Annotated in this window: 13 protein-coding genes; 11 read left to right on the top strand and 2 right to left on the bottom strand. The window is 46.6% G+C overall.

The window, feature by feature from the left end; translation table 11 throughout:
• The first annotated feature begins 26 nt into the window (after positions 1-26).
• The 9 genes from G9F48_RS15830 (at position 27) to G9F48_RS15790 (ending at position 9,772) form a co-directional block, all read left to right on the top strand.
• Positions 27-836, top strand: a complete 810-nt coding sequence (locus G9F48_RS15830) for a SagB/ThcOx family dehydrogenase (protein WP_103527079.1) — start codon at positions 27-29, stop codon at positions 834-836.
• Positions 836-1,510 (top strand): CPBP family glutamic-type intramembrane protease, encoded by a 675-nt coding sequence (locus G9F48_RS15825; RefSeq protein WP_231932023.1) that lies wholly within the window; start codon positions 836-838, stop codon positions 1,508-1,510. The genes G9F48_RS15830 and G9F48_RS15825 overlap by 1 nt, the downstream gene beginning before the upstream one ends.
• Before the next feature lie 24 nt (positions 1,511-1,534).
• Positions 1,535-2,347: a class I SAM-dependent methyltransferase gene (locus G9F48_RS15820; RefSeq protein ID WP_165409769.1), complete on the top strand. Its 813-nt coding sequence runs from the start codon at positions 1,535-1,537 to the stop codon at positions 2,345-2,347.
• Positions 2,348-2,809: 462 nt separating this feature from the next.
• The gene (locus G9F48_RS15815) at positions 2,810-4,738 is read left to right on the top strand and encodes an LTA synthase family protein (protein WP_165409768.1); all 1,929 of its coding nucleotides are present in this window, start codon (positions 2,810-2,812) and stop codon (positions 4,736-4,738) included.
• Positions 4,739-4,953: 215 nt separating this feature from the next.
• On the top strand, positions 4,954-5,718 hold the full coding sequence (locus G9F48_RS15810) for a glucose-1-phosphate cytidylyltransferase (protein ID WP_003155676.1): 765 nt from the start codon (positions 4,954-4,956) through the stop codon (positions 5,716-5,718).
• 6 nt (positions 5,719-5,724) lie between these two features.
• A complete protein-coding gene (locus tag G9F48_RS15805; protein ID WP_012117042.1) occupies positions 5,725-6,693 on the top strand; it encodes a GDP-mannose 4,6-dehydratase in 969 nt (322 codons plus the stop codon).
• Positions 6,694-6,717: 24 nt separating this feature from the next.
• Positions 6,718-7,629 carry a putative nucleotide-diphospho-sugar transferase gene (locus G9F48_RS15800; RefSeq protein WP_070081488.1) on the top strand — a complete coding sequence of 304 codons (912 nt, stop codon included), beginning with the start codon at positions 6,718-6,720 and terminating at the stop codon, positions 7,627-7,629.
• A 28-nt stretch (positions 7,630-7,657) separates the two neighbouring features.
• Positions 7,658-8,818, top strand: coding sequence for a glycosyltransferase family 2 protein (locus tag G9F48_RS15795; protein ID WP_103527076.1), 1,161 nt, complete (start codon positions 7,658-7,660; stop codon positions 8,816-8,818).
• A 15-nt stretch (positions 8,819-8,833) separates the two neighbouring features.
• Positions 8,834-9,772, top strand: coding sequence for a putative nucleotide-diphospho-sugar transferase (locus G9F48_RS15790; RefSeq protein ID WP_003155671.1), 939 nt, complete (start codon positions 8,834-8,836; stop codon positions 9,770-9,772).
• 28 nt (positions 9,773-9,800) lie between these two features.
• On the opposite strand, the gene G9F48_RS15785 is transcribed toward G9F48_RS15790, so the two are convergent.
• A complete protein-coding gene (locus G9F48_RS15785; RefSeq protein ID WP_103527075.1) occupies positions 9,801-11,030 on the bottom strand; it encodes an MFS transporter in 1,230 nt (409 codons plus the stop codon).
• A gap of 117 nt (positions 11,031-11,147) precedes the next feature.
• Entirely contained in the window at positions 11,148-12,533 is a 1,386-nt protein-coding gene (locus tag G9F48_RS15780; protein ID WP_094247172.1) for an amino acid permease, read from the bottom strand.
• A gap of 244 nt (positions 12,534-12,777) precedes the next feature.
• Between G9F48_RS15780 and G9F48_RS15775 the strand changes: the two genes are divergently transcribed.
• Both G9F48_RS15775 and G9F48_RS15770 read left to right on the top strand, forming a co-directional pair.
• Positions 12,778-14,235, top strand: coding sequence for an aldehyde dehydrogenase family protein (locus G9F48_RS15775; protein WP_165409767.1), 1,458 nt, complete (start codon positions 12,778-12,780; stop codon positions 14,233-14,235).
• Positions 14,236-14,250: 15 nt separating this feature from the next.
• Entirely contained in the window at positions 14,251-15,105 is an 855-nt protein-coding gene (locus G9F48_RS15770) for a methyl-accepting chemotaxis protein (protein ID WP_003155664.1), read from the top strand.
• Positions 15,106-15,184: the final 79 nt, after the last annotated feature.

Genomic DNA, 15,184 nt, shown 5'->3' with positions numbered 1-15,184 from the left:
ATCCTAAGGTGAAAGGGGTTAACAAAATGAAAGAGATTGAAAGGCATGCCACTAATTTGGTTGATGTAGTCTATGGCAACGAAAAACTAAGATTTGATGATCCTTCTGAGAACTGGTTTGAGGCTTCGAAAGTTTATCGAAACTCTATGGCGTGGGACGCGCCAGGAGTAGCAGGCCTAATGAGATCTACAACATTACAGAAAATCGCTACGCATGCAGGTAAACGGTTTGATGACTTGCCATTGATTACATTACCTTCCCCATTAAGGACAAGTGCATCATTAGATGAAGTTATTCAAAATAGGAGAAGTATCGAACAGTTTAACGGCGGTAGTACAACATTAGCACAGCTTTCTACCATTCTGCAGGGAAGTTATGGATTAGTAGAGCGTCCTGAAGGTCCTAGACGCCCTATTCCTTCTGGCGGAGCTCTTTATCCGTTGGATCTGTACGTTGTTAGCAACAAGGTGGATTCTTTGGAAAAAGGTTTATATCATTTTGATCCCTATCGAAAGGGTCTAGTTCATCTAGGTGAGTACTCTGAAGAGGATTTCGGAGGAATAATGTTACAAGAAGAAGCTGTAAAGGACTTTTCTTTCGCTGTAATCATATCGGCTAGCTTTTGGAGATCAAGGTTTAAATATGGCCATCGTTCATATCGCTTTATATTTATTGAAGCGGGTCATCTGATGCAGAATATGATTTTATTGGCTACAGCCCAATGTATCCAGAGCCGGCCATACGGAGGGTTTATAGATGATGAACTCATGGATCTTATTGGTGGCCACAATGGAGTAGACGATGCCCCTATATATACTTTAGTTGCAGGAACATGATGGAGTTAAGGGTATGCATCTTTATAGGGATCCTGATTCATTTGATGGGTCCCTATGTTTCTAAGCTAACAGTTATGTATCAAATCAAGCATAGAACTCGGGAATATAAACTGACGCGTCATATAACACCGCAGCGCAGTTATGATATTGTCACCATTGTTGGTGGAATTATATGTTTCAGCATCTTCTTCTTAGATGGTAACTATTTTTTAATACATAGCAATAATCCGTACGGTGTTTTATTATTCAGTGCCCTAGGTTTCTTTTTTCCTTATGTTATCTGGAAGAGGAAAAACAAATCTGTTGTATTTGTTAAAAGAAAAGTAAATAAACTTGATACATTGATGTTCCTTCCTTTGTGCGCAGTTTCAGAGGAATTAATATGGAGAATTTACATTCCCTTTCTATTTGAATTACACTTCTTTGATTCTGTCTTATTGTGTACGTTTATAAGCTCAATAGGATTTTTACTGCTCCATATTCCCCTTGGGGGTGTAAAGTCAGCCCCTTATATGACTGTATTTACTGTAATAGCAGTAATAGCTGCACACTTTGATTTTTTATCAGCAGCCGTGTTCCATATTGTGCATAATTTAACTATCCAGTATTTTCGTCCTGTCAGCAAAAAGAAAATAAATACATCTTCGCCTACAATGTCTCAAGCAGAGTGGTAAACTCTTTGGAGGTGTCACGGTTATATGGAAATTGAAACAATAGTCAGAGAATCAGAAGCCAACAGAATTCAAGCACAAACATGGTTTTCTCATCCTAAGAAAAGTAAAGTGAGCTTTCGGTATGATGAGAGGGAAACCTCATCCATTAGAAGTATTTCAATTGAAACATTTCTGTCATTTTACTCCAGTAATTTTAATAGAGAGCCGTATTCAGTATTAGATATTGGTTGCGGACAGGGGCAAGTAATCCAATATTTGAACAGTCGGCTTCAAAAGATCGAACTGACAGGTATTGATTCCTCTGCCCAAGCAATTTCTTCAGCAAAAAAACTCGGTATTAATGCATCTTTTATATGTTCAAATGCAGAAAATATTATGCAATATGTGTCTAAGAAGCAAGACATTATATTCATACATCTATGTTTTGGACTCTTTAAGAATCCTATTGCTATTGTAAATACACTCATCCATCTATTATCAGATCAATCATGTATCTATATTGTAGACTTGGACAGGGACTGTTTGGGAGAGGGCCTTAACACAGCGCAATCTCGTGAGGAAGAAGCCTATTTAAAAGATCAATATCGTGCTTCTTTAACACTGGAAGAATTTAAACAGCTGCTGCATAGTGTGACCAAAGACCAACATGGGGTGTCATTTCATGTAGGTAATTCCTTTATTGGCGGGTTTGATGAAACCAGTTCACAATTTTTTTCGCTAATGAGAAACAGAAATTTGCAAGACGCGTTAAGGACCAGTGTTGGAGAACAGTTTAAGCAGTCACAAATGCCAGCTCTGCTGCATGGTTGGATTATAAAAAACAAAAGGTATACGTGAAGAAAGCATTTTTGTATATCTTTAGGGTCTAAGCGATAATTTGACAGGGAAAGGACTGGATGACTCCGGTCCTTTTTTACATCAGCCAAAAAAACCTTCAAGTTTTTCAGTCCCTTTGCATACAATAACTTCAGCCCGCCTGTTGGGCGGCTGTCTTTGATATTCATTTTTCGTTTTTAGAAGTTTGTGTTATTCTTATATTTGGTATCTCCTATTTTCAGACCGGGTCTGATACGGTACCTTTTAATGCCAGAAAAAAATGTGAAACGAAGAACGGATATCCTGCGTCTAATGGCTGGCGGGATAAGATGTTCAATGGGCATGACACGAATGATAAATATATCGTTTTTTAAAATGGTGTGTTTATGGGGCTGTGTGATGCTTTCGTTTTGCTCGGAAAGCAGGAATTGAAGCAAAAAGTAAGAATACAGATTTAAAGTGTTTAGGAAAGTAGAGGTTGCCATGAAGAAATTATTTTCTTACAGACTTAGTTTTTTTGTACTGGCTATTATTTTGTTTTGGGCCAAAACGTATTTAGCCTATCATGCTGAATTCAACCTTGGGGTGAAGGGTCCGACGCAGCAGTTTCTGCTTGTGATCAATCCGTTCTCAAGCGCCATTTTCTTTTTAGGACTGGCATTGTTTGCGAAAGGCCGCAAATCAGCGATTATCATGGTGATTATTGATTTCATCATGACGTTTATTTTGTATGCAAATATCCTATTCTATCGATTCTTCGATGATTTCTTGACATTCCCGAACTTAAAGCAATCCGGTAATGTCGGAAATATGGGAGACGGCATCTTCAGCATTATGTCCGGCCATGATATTTTATACTTTGTTGATATTATTATTTTAATCGCGCTTCTGGTGTGGAGACGTGAGCTGAAGGAATTCAAGCTGAAAAAACGGTATACGTCATTAATTATCGTGACGGGTATTGTGTTGTTCTTCGTGAACCTGGCGATTGCCGAAGAGGACCGCCCGGAGCTGCTGACAAGAACGTTTGACCGCAATTACATTGTAAAATACTTAGGCCTTTATAATTACACGATTTATGACGGCGTACAGACGGCGCAGACGGAATCACAGCGGGCATATGCCAGCAGCGATGACCTGACGAGCGTTGAAAACTACACATCGTCGCATTATGCGAAGCCGAACGCCGAGTATTTCGGCAAGGCCAAAGGCAAAAATATCATTAAGATTCACCTGGAGAGCTTCCAATCATTTTTGATCAATTACAAACTTGACGGAAAAGAAGTCACGCCGTTCCTGAATAAACTCGCCCGCGGCGGAGAGGACATGACGTACTTTGATAACTTTTTCCACCAAACAGGCCAAGGTAAAACATCTGACGCCGAGCTGATGATGGATAACAGCCTGTTCGGACTGCCTGAAGGGTCAGCCTTCGTGACAAAAGGGGAAAACACGTATCAATCGCTTCCTGCCATCCTTGACCAAAGTGAGGGCTATACAAGCGCCGTTTTACACGGTGACTACAAATCATTCTGGAACCGTGACCAGATTTACAAACATATCGGCTACGATAAATTCTTTGACGCCAGCACATACGATATGTCTGATGACAACCTTGTCAATATGGGACTGAAGGATAAACCGTTCTTCAAAGAATCTATACCGAAGCTTCAGTCGCTGAAACAGCCGTTCTACGCGCATCTGCTCACGCTGACGAACCATTATCCGTTTACGCTTGATGAAAAAGACGCAACGATCGAAAAAGCGAAAACGGGCGACGCGACTGTGGATGACTATTTCCAGACGGCGCGTTATCTCGACGAAGCGCTTGAACAGTTCTTTAAAGATCTGAAGTCATCCGGTTTATATGACAACTCGGTGATTATGCTTTACGGAGACCATTACGGAATCTCTGAAAACCATAACCGCGCGATGAAAGAAATTCTCGGCAAAGAAATTACGCCTTATCAAAACGCGCAGAATCAGCGTGTGCCGCTTATGCTTCGCATCCCCGGCAAAAAAGGCGGGGTGAACCATACGTACGGCGGTGAAATGGACGTTGTGCCGACGATCCTTCACTTGGAAGGCATCGATTCTAAGAAATATATTAATTTCGGCACCGATCTCTTCTCGAAAGACCATGATGATACGGTGACGTTCCGCAACGGAGATTACGTCACGCCGAAATATACTTCCATCTCCAATGTCGTATACGATACGAAGACAGGGAAAGAACTGAACGGCAATCAGGAAACGAAAAACCTGAAAGCCAGAGTCACAGAGCAGCTGAAGCTGTCTGACAGCGTGATGTACAAAGACTTGCTCAGATTCCACAAATTGAGCGACTTTACGCCGGTTGATCCGTCTAAATATCATTACGGCAAAGAAAAGCTGAATCAGGATAATAAATAATAGAAAGAGCCTTACGGAATTTCCGTGAGGCTCTTTTTTTGTGTGTATCTTCACCAATCTGAAAAAAGAGAGAGCTTTTGGTCACAAAGGGCGCCAATCTCTCATATCTTACAGTAGATTTTGAAACCGGTGGTAGAGAATCGGACAAATTATCGGGTTGGTTTCTCTTATACGGGCGGTTTCGAATCCAATATTCACAGAGAAGAGGGGTAGAGATGAAAGCAGTCATTCTCTGCGGCGGAAAAGGAACGAGAATGAGCGAAATCACCAATGAACGTCCCAAACCGCTCGCCATGATAGGCGGCAAACCGATTCTATGGCATATTATGAAACTCTATCAATACTATGGCGTGAACGAATTTATCCTGCTTCTTGGTTTCAAAGGAGAGATGATTAAGGAATATTTCTTAGATTATGACTGGAAGAATCACAGCATGACGCTGGACAGCTCTACCGGAGAAGTGCGGATATTGGGAACATCCGAGCCGTGGAAAATCACTTTTTTAGACACGGGGGAACACACGCAGACAGCGGGGCGGCTTCTACAGGCGAAGGACATCATCGGTGATGAAACCTTTCTTATGACGTACGGGGACGGACTGGCCAACATCAACCTGTTTCATCTGATCAGCTATCATCAATCAAAAGGGGCTGCGGCGACCGTCACCGGTATAGAAAAGACCTCGCAATTCGGAACGCTGACGGTTGAAGACGGTATGGCGAAAAGCTTTTCTGAAAAAACCTCAAGTGACGGCATCATCAACGGCGGATTTTTCGTGCTCAGCCCGAAGGTATTTGATTATCTGCCGAAAGACAGGGACGTCATGTTTGAAGAAGAACCGCTGAAGGAGCTGGCAAAGGACGGCGAATTGGCGGTATATCGGCATTACGGTTTCTGGACGGCGATCGATACGTATAAAAACCTGCTGGAAATCAACAAGATGTGGGACCGGGGACAACATGTATGGAAGGTATGGTGATCAAGTTTGAGTTTCTGGAAAAATAAAAATGTGTTTGTGACGGGATGTACAGGTCTTTTAGGAAGCTGCTTGGTGAAGGAACTGATCGATCAGGGGGCTAATGTGACGGGACTTGTCCGTGACACTGTGCCCAAGTCGAACCTGTATCAGGGAGAACAAGTGAAGCAAATGAATATCGTGCAGGGCGCGCTTGAAGATCTGGATGTGATTGAGCGGGCGCTGGGCGAATATGAAATTGACACGGTCTTTCATTTAGCCGCTCAGGCGATCGTCGGCGTCGCAAACCGCAATCCGATTTCCACATTTGAAGCCAATATTCTCGGAACATGGAACATCCTTGAAGCGTGCCGCAGGCATCCGCTCATCAAACGGGTGATCGTCGCGTCCAGTGATAAAGCGTACGGCGACCAGCCGACACTGCCGTACGATGAAAACATGCCTCTTCAGGGCAAACATCCGTATGACGTATCAAAAAGCTGTGCCGATTTGTTAAGCCACACATATTTTAATACGTACGGACTTCCGGTCTGTATTACGCGCTGCGGCAACTTGTACGGCGGCGGAGATTTGAACTTCAACCGGATTATTCCGCAGACGATTCAGCTCGTGCTGAACGGTGAAGCGCCGGAAATCCGCAGCGACGGCACATTTATCCGTGATTATTTTTACATCGAGGATGCGGTCGAGGCATACCTTTTGCTGGCGGAAAAGATGGAGGAGCTCAATCTTGCGGGAGAAGCGTTCAACTTCAGCAATGAGATTCAGCTGACGGTGCTGGAACTTGTAGAAAAAATTCTTAAGGCGATGGACAGTGACCTCAAGCCGAAAGTGCTCAACCAGGGAAGCCACGAAATCAAGCACCAATATTTATCAGCGGAAAAGGCGAGGAAGCTTCTGAATTGGACGCCCGCGCATACCATTGATGAAGGATTGGAAAAAACGATCGAATGGTATAAAGCCTTTTTTCAAAAGTAACAGAAACAGAGGTGAGAGAAAGACGTGACAAGCGCATATTGCACAGTTTTATCAAAAGGAAGGCTGTATCAGGCTATCGCTTTGTTCGGCTCATTGAAAGCGGTTCAGGCGGACGCCCCCATTTTTACTTTGTGTATGGATCAAGACACCTATGACGTGCTTCAGGCAATGCGCCCGGATAATGTCACCTTGATTCAGGTGTCCGCACTGGAAAATGAGGAGCTCCTTGAACTGAAGCGGACGAGGAATCAGAGCGAATACTGCTGGACGGTGAAGCCGGTATTTCTCGAATTCGTGCTGGACGGACATCCGGAATTAGAGCGTGTCACGTACATTGATGCCGATTTGTTTTTCTTCGCTGATCCGCGCGCGATTTTTGACAATCAGCCGGATTGTTCGGTGCTTCTGTCACGGGGTGATATCGTCATTCCCTCATTTGAAAAACAGGAAATCGACATGCTGCAGCGTCTTTTAGGCCGGTATAATTCCGGTTTTCTCAGCTTCAAAACCGACAGTGCCGGAACAGATTGTCTCAGATGGTGGAAAGAACGCTGCCTGGAAGAATGCAAAAATGCGCCGGGCGAAGGAAAATTCGGAGATCAAGGCTACTTGGATTACATGTCCGGCCTGTTCCCGAATGTGTGTGACATCACCACGCCCGGCGTGAATATCGGCCATTGGAATTACGGCCGCCACACGTTTTCATGGAAGGATGGGCGTCTTGTGCTCGAAGACGGAAATCCGCTGATTTTCTATCATTTCAGCGGATACCGGATCGTCACAGCCGGCGACATTCGGCAGATTCATGAGACGGACCGGACCGACCTGCCGTTTGTCCATCAGCTTTATCAGGACATTCTGAAGCGGGTGATCGGGACGGTCAGCGCCGTCTGCCCGGAGTTCAGCGGCTTTGCATCTGAGGATGATAACAAATAAATGATCATATACAGGAAGTGAACGAAAAGTGAAGGCAAGCGTCATTGTTCCCGCATATAATTCCAAGGAGAGGCTTTATAACAGCCTGCTGTCCCTGAATGAACAGGAATGCACAGAGCCGTTCGAAGTGATTGTGGCTGACAACGGTTCGGAAGACGGAACCTTATCCATGCTTGAATCATTCAGCGCGAATTTTCCGCTGATTTTTGTGAGAATTAAAGAAAACAGAGGGATCGCTTACGGCCGGAATCAGGCGGTCCGCAATGCCAGAGGCGATATTTTGATTTTCCATGACAGCGACATGCTTGCCGAAAAGGATTTGGTGGCGAAGCATATCAAGGCTCATGAGAACCGGGACGATCTTGTCGTATGCGGTATGTTCTGGAAGCGGATTTACAGCTTTTATTATGACCGTTTTGAAAAAGAGCATAAGGAAAAACTCGCCGAACTGTATGAAGAGCTGCCGGGCGATAAAGAGCCGCTCCTTGATGAAAGTCACATCAGAGATGGAAGCTTTCTTGACCGATGCTTTGATTTAGATACCGACTTTATCCGGGTGCTGAAAAGCATTTTGGAAAAATACGGAGATGATTTGAACGGCTACCGTCTGCCGTGGCGTTTTTTCATTACGAACAATTCATCAGTTAAGAGGCAGCACGTGGCAGATCTCGGCCTGTTTGATGAAGGCATTGTCAGATACGGCTTTGAAGATTATGATCTCGGCATCAGGCTTCATCAGTCGGGAATGAGCTTTCAGCTGCGGCGCGATATCATGAGCGTCCATCAGGAGCATCCGAGCAACTGTGCTTCCGTTGATGACATCAGGGCGAATATCGCGTACATGTGCGACAAGTACAATGACATTCATTCGCTTGACGTGCACCTCGCGTTTAACGGCCCGTTTGACGCGGAGTTAACCAACAGTATAATGGCAGACATCGAGGTGCTGCTTGATTATGAGAAATATGAAAGCCTGCTGCACATTTTTCTCGAGCTGCTGCACGCGGTTAAAGACCGCAACCTCGATCCGGACTGGAAGACGAAAAGCCCGCGGATCACGGCGAACAGCTTCCAGCTGCCGGAGGTCGGAAAGCTTTTGGCAAAAGCGGAAAAAAAGCTGGGCGTCACGCACTTTGCAAGGGCGTTTAAAGCGCTGACTGCTGATTTACTGCATGTGGATCTTAAATAAATTGGATGTGATATGGTGAGTAAATATCATTTTTCAACCATTGTTTCCAGAACGCATATCTTTAAACTGATGCCGATGATTCATTCTCTCCATGAGCATTGCCGGGATTTTCATCTGTATGTGCTGTGTGTCGATCAGAAAGCGTACGAACTGCTTCAGCAGGTGCCGTGGGAACATGTCACGGCGGTTCAGCTCCATGAAATGGAAGACCCGGAGCTGCTTGAAGCAAAGGGCGGCCGGACGTTTCATGAATATTGCTGGACGCTGAAGCCGGCTTTTCTGTTTCATGTGATGACGGAGTATGATGAAGCCGAATATTTTGCCCATTTGGACACCGATCTCTTTTTCTTCTCAGATGCGGGCGAGCTGTTTGCGGAAAAGCCGGATGCTTCCCTTTTTCTGACGGATCACCGCAATTCAGAACGGTTTGCGTCTTATTACAAGCTGACGGGGCAGTACAACACCGGGTTTGTCGGCGCGCGGAATACCGGGGAAGCGTACCGGGCGGTCTGGCAGTGGAGACAGGATTGCATCTCCTATTGTACGGTGGAGATGAATGAAGAAAAAAAGACATACGGTGACCAAAGGTATGTTGAAAAGTGGCCCGCGCAGTTTGAACACGTTCATGTCACGGAGTCGATCGGCGCGAATGCGGCGCTGTGGAATATTGAGCAATATGACGTCAGCCTGCGCGACGGGGCTGTATATGTCAATGACACCCCGCTGATTTTTTATCATTTTTCAGGCTTTACGCTCGTCACGGAGAACGAATTCAATCTCTGCTGGTACTATCACATTGATGACGAGGCGACAGTCAGTATGATTTACGTCCCGTACATCAAAAACGTAAAAAAATGGATTGATGAAATTCAAAAAGCGTTTCCTGATTTCAGAGACGGGTTTATTCCGAAATATGCGGTTCCTGACACTCATTTTTATACGGTTGAAACATAAAATCCCTGCCTTTTCGGCAGGGATTTTTTTATGAATGCCATTCTTTTAATGTTTTGTCGCTCGGCAGGACAAAGGCGAGCAGACCTAAAACGGGCAGAAAGGCGACGGCTGTCATGGTCGGCGTCAATCCCGCTGAATCAATAAGAGCTCCGAGCGCAACCGCTCCGATCGCGCCCATTCCGAAGGCGAGCCCGACCGTAAGCCCTGACATCGTTCCGATTTTGCCGGGAACAAGCTCCTGCGCGTAGACAACCGTCACGGAGAAGCTGGACATCAGAACAACGCCGATCAGCGCCAGTACGCCATAGGCGATGACAGGTCCCGCAAACGGAAGGAAAATCGTCAAGGGAGCCGATGCTGTCATGGAAACGATGATGACGTTCCGCTTTCCGAAACGGTCTGCAAGCGGCCCGCCGAGAAACGTTCCGACAGCTCCGAAAAATAAAAAGACGAAGATGTAGCTCTGTGCCTGCTGAATGCTGACATGATAGGCATTCATCGCATAGAACGTATAAAAGTTGCCGATCGCGCTCACATACCAGGAGCGCGCGAAAATTAAGAAGATAATCATGATAAGTGCGAGAATAATCGGTTTTGTAATGACGGTCTGCACAGCGGCGGCCGATGATTTTTTACTTGCGGCGCGCAAATGAATAAGGCGGCCTTTATACCATTTGGCGATATAAATGAGAAACAGCACAGCGATTGCGGCGACTAGCGTAAACCAGACAGAGCCGAATTGACCGAGCGGAACGAGAATCAGCGCGGTAATCAAGGGCGCCATCGCCTGGCCGGTATTCCCTCCGACTTGGTAAATCGATTGCGCCAATCCGCGCTTTTCGCCGGCGGCCATGTAAGCGACACGCGATCCTTCAGGATGAAAGACGGCGGAGCCAAGGCCGATAAAAAAGACACAGCATAAAATCGTCAGAAAAGACGGGGCGAACGCGAGACCTAAAATGCCGAGCATGCTTGCGGTGAGTCCGAGCGGCAAAGCATACGGCATCGGGCGTTTATCCGTATACCAGCCGATGACGGGCTGCATCACGGAAGACACCATATTCAGCGTAAAGGCGATAATTCCGAGCTGCGTAAATGTAAGATTCATGGAACGTTCCAAAATCGGAAACATCGCCGGAATCACCGCTTGCAGTGAATCGTTCAGCAGATGACAGATCCCGATAATGAACAGAATAGAATACATGGTTGTCTCGGGACGATGGACAGGTTTTTCTTTAAGCGGGGCGGCAATTGCCAAAGTGATTCTCCTCCTTTTTATGTAAACGAAGCATACACCATATTATTCATAAGGTGAATGAATTATCAAGTGCAAAAAAGGCTCTTCTTTCTCAAACAGAAAAAAGAGCCTCCCTTTTTATTTATTTAACAAACTGTGTTTTCTCGAATACATCATATAAACGACGATCCCGGCGGCGATCCAGATGACAAAGGCGAGCCATGTCACACCCGGCAGGCTGCTTGCGAGATACAGGCATAAGCATGCGCTGATGATCGGCACAAAAGGCACGAAAGGAACACGGAAGGAAGATTTGATCTCCGGATGTTTCTTTCTTAAAACGATGACGGCGATCGCAATGACCGTAAAGGCCGCCAAGGTTCCCATATTGACGAGATGCGCCAAGGTTCCCAGATCAATAAAACCTGCGATCCCGGCGGCAACGATCCCCGTCACCCATGTGTTTTGAAACGGTGTTTTAAAACGCGGGTGAACCTTGGAAAACATGCGGGGCAAGAGGCCGTCTCTGCTCATCGCAAATGTAAGGCGCACCTGAGCGTAAAGCAGAGCGAGCATGACCGTTGTAATCCCGATAATCGCGCCGACGGAAATAATGCCTGCTATTTTGTTCTGGCCGACAAATTGGAGCGCGAAAGATACAGGGTCTCCGACATTCAGCTTGGTGTACGAAAGCATTCCCGTCAGGACAAGCGATACCGTAATGTAAAGGACGGTGCAGATGGCAAGCGCGCCGATGATTCCGACCGGCATTGATTTCTGCGGGTTTTTCACTTCTTCCGACGCGTTTGACACGGCATCAAATCCGAGATACGCGAAGAAAACGGTCGCGGCGCTCGTGATGACGCCTTTCATTCCGAACGGCATAAACGGCGACCAGTTTTCCGGTTTCACGTAGCCGAAACCGACGACGATAAACAGCAGAATGATCGCAATTTTCATCAATACAATGACATTGTTAAAGCGGGTGCTTTCTTTCACGCCCCTGGAAACAATCGCGGTAATGACCAAAATAATGATAACGGCCGGCAGGTTGAACCCGGCACCCGTTTTGCTGCCGGGTGCGGCGGTCAGCGCCTCCGGAAGATGCAGCCCGAAGCCTGCAAGAAGCGACTGGAAATAAGATGACCAGCCGGTTGCGACGGCGGCGAGCGCGATGACATATTCAAGCATTAAGTCCCATCCGATTAAAAACGCGAGACACTCCCCGAGAGTGACATATGAATACGTATATACGCTGCCTGAAATCGGAATGGATGAAGAAAATTCCGCATAACAAAACGCGGCGAGCGCGCAGGCAAGGCCCGCGAGCACAAACGACAGAATCAAAGCCGGTCCTGCGCCTGTCGCGGCCACAGTCCCGGTAATCACAAAAATCCCCGTGCCGACAACACAGCCGATTCCGAGCAAAACCAAGTCAAAAGCGCTTAACGAGCGGGACAGGCTGGTCTGTTTGCTCTGGGCCTTTAAGTCGGCCAGCGGCTTTTTCCGAAATAGTAAAGACATATGGGTCCTCCTGAAAATTCATAATATTCTTATCATTATATACACTGACGTTTGTATTATATTGTCGAAATTTCCCGCAGTCAATTAAAGAATTTTCCACTTTAAAAGGACAAAGCTAAAAAGCGTCGATGCACGGAAGGAAAGGGAATTTTATTGTGAAATAGTTCAATTTTCTCACCTTAAGACCGATACAAAAGATGACTCATCAACTAATTTCAAGTTTCGGTGAAAGGGAGATGTTTACATGTTTCAATATGAAGAACTAAATAAGCAGTTTATCGGCGGCCGATGGAGGGATGGGAGCAGCCGGAACGTATTGGAAAACAGAAATCCTTATACTCAAAAAGTCATCACCTCATTCCGAAAAGCGACGCCTGATGACGTGGATGCGGCATATCGCGCCGCGGCTCTTGCGAAACAAGAATGGGACAAAGTAAACCCTTTTAAAAAGCGGGCCATTTTGGAAAAAGCCGTTTCTTTCATTGAAGAGCACGAAGAAGCGATTATTTACTTAATCATGGAGGAGCTTGGCGGAACACGGCTGAAGGCTGAGTTTGAAATCGGACTTGTCAAAAATATGATAAAAGAAGCCGCAACATTTCCGGTGCGGATGGAAGGGAAAATTCTCCCGTCCACGATTGACGGAAAAGAAAACAGGCTGTACAGAATACCCGCCGGAGTCGTGGGGGTGATCAGCCCGTTTAATTTCCCGTTTTTCCTTTCGATGAAATCTGTTGCGCCGGCACTCGGCGCGGGGAACGGCGTCGTGCTGAAGCCTCATGAAGAAACGCCGATCTGCGGCGGAACGCTTATCGCGAAAATTTTTGAAGCGGCCGGCGTACCGGACGGGCTGCTGAATGTCATCGTGACGGATATCGGGGAGATCGGCGACAGCTTTGTTGAGCATCCCGTGCCGCGGATAATCTCATTTACAGGTTCAACCGGAGTGGGCAGCTATATCGGACAGCTTGCGGTCAAACACTTTAAAAAACCGCTGTTGGAGCTTGGCGGAAACAGCGCGCTGATCGTGCTTGAGGATGCTGATCTTGAATACGCCGTCAATGCGGCCGTATTCAGCCGGTTTACGCATCAAGGCCAGATCTGTATGTCGGCGAACCGCGTGCTCGTTCACACATCTGTATATGACAAATTTACAGAGCTTTACGAAGCGAAAGTGTCATCGCTGAAAGTCGGCGATCCGATGGACCCTGATACGGTTATCGGTCCTTTAATCAATGAGAGACAGGCGAAAGGTCTGAGACGGTCTGTCGAAAAAGCGATAGAAGAGGGAGCGGTTCCGGTGCTGTCCGGCCGATTCAGCGGAACGATCGCTGAGCCCGTCATTTTAAAAGATGTGAAACCTGAGATGAGCATCGCGAAGGAGGAGCTGTTCGGACCGGCCGTCTGCATCATGCCGTTTGAAACGGAGGATGAAGCGGTAAGCATCGCAAACGCGACACCGTTCGGTTTAAGCGGAGCCGTGCATACGGCAAACGTGGAGCGGGGCGTTGAGTTTGCTAAGCGGATCGAAACCGGCATGATTCACGTCAACGATACGACCATTAATGATGAACCGAACGTTGCGTTCGGCGGCGAGAAACAATCAGGTCTCGGCAGGCTGAACGGCGAATGGAGCCTTGAAGAATTCACCACGCTGAAATGGATTTCGGTTCAGCATGAAAAACGTCAATTCCCATATTAAGAAGGAGTGAAAGAAATGAGTATACAGACGGAGCAGCAAACGCACAGCCTGCTTGACGCTTTTGTCAAAGTTGCGCCTTTTTTAAACAGCCTGATCCAAGATGACATCACCATCGGAATTTATGATACAGAAAAATTAATCGTGAATATTCCGGCTAAAACGTTTTCTCTTAATGTAAAGCCGGGAGATCCGCTGCAAAAAGGGGACATCATTACAGACGCGATCCGCATGAATCAGAAGAAGACAAGCATGGTGCCGAAAGAGCTGTTCGGATTTCCGCTGATCGCCAGAGCGATTCCGCTTCATGATGAAAACGGAAAAGTCATCGGCGGCGTCGGTCTCGGCACGAGCCTTGAAAAATCAGCCAAGCTTCATGATGTCGCTGAAAGCCTGTCCGCCGTCGTGGAACAGACCGCTTCGGCGATCGCGGATATCTCAGAATCTATCAGCGGTTTCTCAGCACAGATGACCGGAATTTCCGCTCAGGCGAAACAAGTCAGTGAAAGCGCGGGAGAAATCGCCGACATTTCCGTCACTGTCAAGGGCATCTCGGATCAAAGCAATCTGCTCGGTTTGAATGCGGCCATTGAAGCCGCGAGAGCAGGAGAATCCGGCAAGGGCTTTTCCGTGGTGGCGGATGAGATCCGCAAGCTTGCCACTCATTCAAAAGACAATGTCGGCCAAATTGACCAGATTACGAAAAAAATCCACAGCCTGCTGAAAGGGCTGGAGGACTCAATTGAATCCATCAACCAGAACACGGACGGCCAAGCGGCGGCGGTTGAACAAATTTCTGCCACGATGCAGGAGATTTCAGGAAGCGCCCAGCATTTAGCGAAAATGGCTGAAAACGTTCTCGGAGAATCATAAAAAAAGGGGAGCTTACGGGCTCCTTTTTTGTTTTCCCTTTATCAAGCGGAAACTGCACTTACACGTTTGATCCGTCATG

This window comes from Bacillus sp. EKM420B (assembly GCF_011065565.1).
Lineage (GTDB): Bacteria > Bacillota > Bacilli > Bacillales > Bacillaceae > Bacillus > Bacillus velezensis.
The sequence above is the reverse complement of the archived record's forward strand: the minus strand, read 5'-3'. Positions and strand labels throughout refer to the sequence as shown.

Coding starts and splice junctions, on each gene's coding strand:
- G9F48_RS15830 (WP_103527079.1), top strand. CDS start 27: ATGAAAGAGATTGAAAGGCATGCCACTAATTTGGTTGATGTAGTCTAT.
- G9F48_RS15820 (WP_165409769.1), top strand. CDS start 1,535: ATGGAAATTGAAACAATAGTCAGAGAATCAGAAGCCAACAGAATTCAA.
- G9F48_RS15780 (WP_094247172.1), bottom strand. CDS start 12,533: ATGTCTTTACTATTTCGGAAAAAGCCGCTGGCCGACTTAAAGGCCCAG.
- G9F48_RS15825 (WP_231932023.1), top strand. CDS start 836: ATGGAGTTAAGGGTATGCATCTTTATAGGGATCCTGATTCATTTGATG.
- G9F48_RS15815 (WP_165409768.1), top strand. CDS start 2,810: ATGAAGAAATTATTTTCTTACAGACTTAGTTTTTTTGTACTGGCTATT.
- G9F48_RS15770 (WP_003155664.1), top strand. CDS start 14,251: ATGAGTATACAGACGGAGCAGCAAACGCACAGCCTGCTTGACGCTTTT.
- G9F48_RS15775 (WP_165409767.1), top strand. CDS start 12,778: ATGTTTCAATATGAAGAACTAAATAAGCAGTTTATCGGCGGCCGATGG.
- G9F48_RS15810 (WP_003155676.1), top strand. CDS start 4,954: ATGAAAGCAGTCATTCTCTGCGGCGGAAAAGGAACGAGAATGAGCGAA.